Source organism: Enterovibrio qingdaonensis (assembly GCF_028683135.1).
GTDB lineage: Bacteria > Pseudomonadota > Gammaproteobacteria > Enterobacterales > Vibrionaceae > Enterovibrio > Enterovibrio qingdaonensis.
Genome location: NZ_JAJUBB010000064.1, coordinates 1 through 762, shown reverse-complemented (window position 1 = coordinate 762; position 762 = coordinate 1). Strand labels below are relative to the sequence as shown.

1 protein-coding gene is annotated in these 762 nt (G+C 56.8%); it reads right to left on the bottom strand.

Annotated features, from left to right (window positions below):
• Positions 1–762 (bottom strand): calcium-binding protein (locus tag LRP49_RS25130; protein WP_274146408.1); only part of this gene is annotated, 762 nt, incomplete at both ends.

Genomic DNA, 762 nt, shown 5'->3' with positions numbered 1-762 from the left:
ATACCACCTTTTAACAGGTCATTCCCATCACCACCGCGCAGGCGGTCATCACCGTCTTGGCCATACAACTCATCGTTACCGGCTCCGCCATCAATGCGGTCGTTGCCTAATTCGCCGTAGAGCTTGTCATTACCCTCACCCGCTTGGAGTAGGTCATTACCCTTGCCACCAACCAGCACATCATCGCCGAGCTCACCCACAAGGTGGTCATCGCCGTCGTTACCATAGAGGCGGTCGTTGCCTGTGCCGCCGTTAACGTAGTCGTTGCCATCGCCGCCAGAGAGACCATCGTTGCCGTCATTGCCGTACACACGGTCATTGCCTGTGCCACCGTCAATGCCATCGTCGCCTGCACCACCGGAGAGAGTGTCATTGCCGTCTTGGCCGTAGATGGTGTCATTGTGGTTACCGCCATCGACGACATCGTTGCCCGTACCGGCCCAGATGCGATCATGACCGTCTTCGCCATAGATCTTGTCATCACCACCGTCACCACCGATGGTGTCATTGCCCGCACCGCCGTAGAGTTTGTCGTCGCCCTTACCACCTTCTTGGTGATCATCACCGAGCCCGCCGATGAGGATGTCATTGCCATCGCCGCCATAAAGACGGTCGTTGCCTTCGCCACCATCGAGCTCATCATTACCTGAGCCGCCAACGATAACGTCATTCCCATCATTGCCGAATAGGCGGTCGTTGTGGTTACCACCATCCAAATGGTCATTGCCGACACCACCGGAGAGTGTGTCGTTTCCGTCTTGG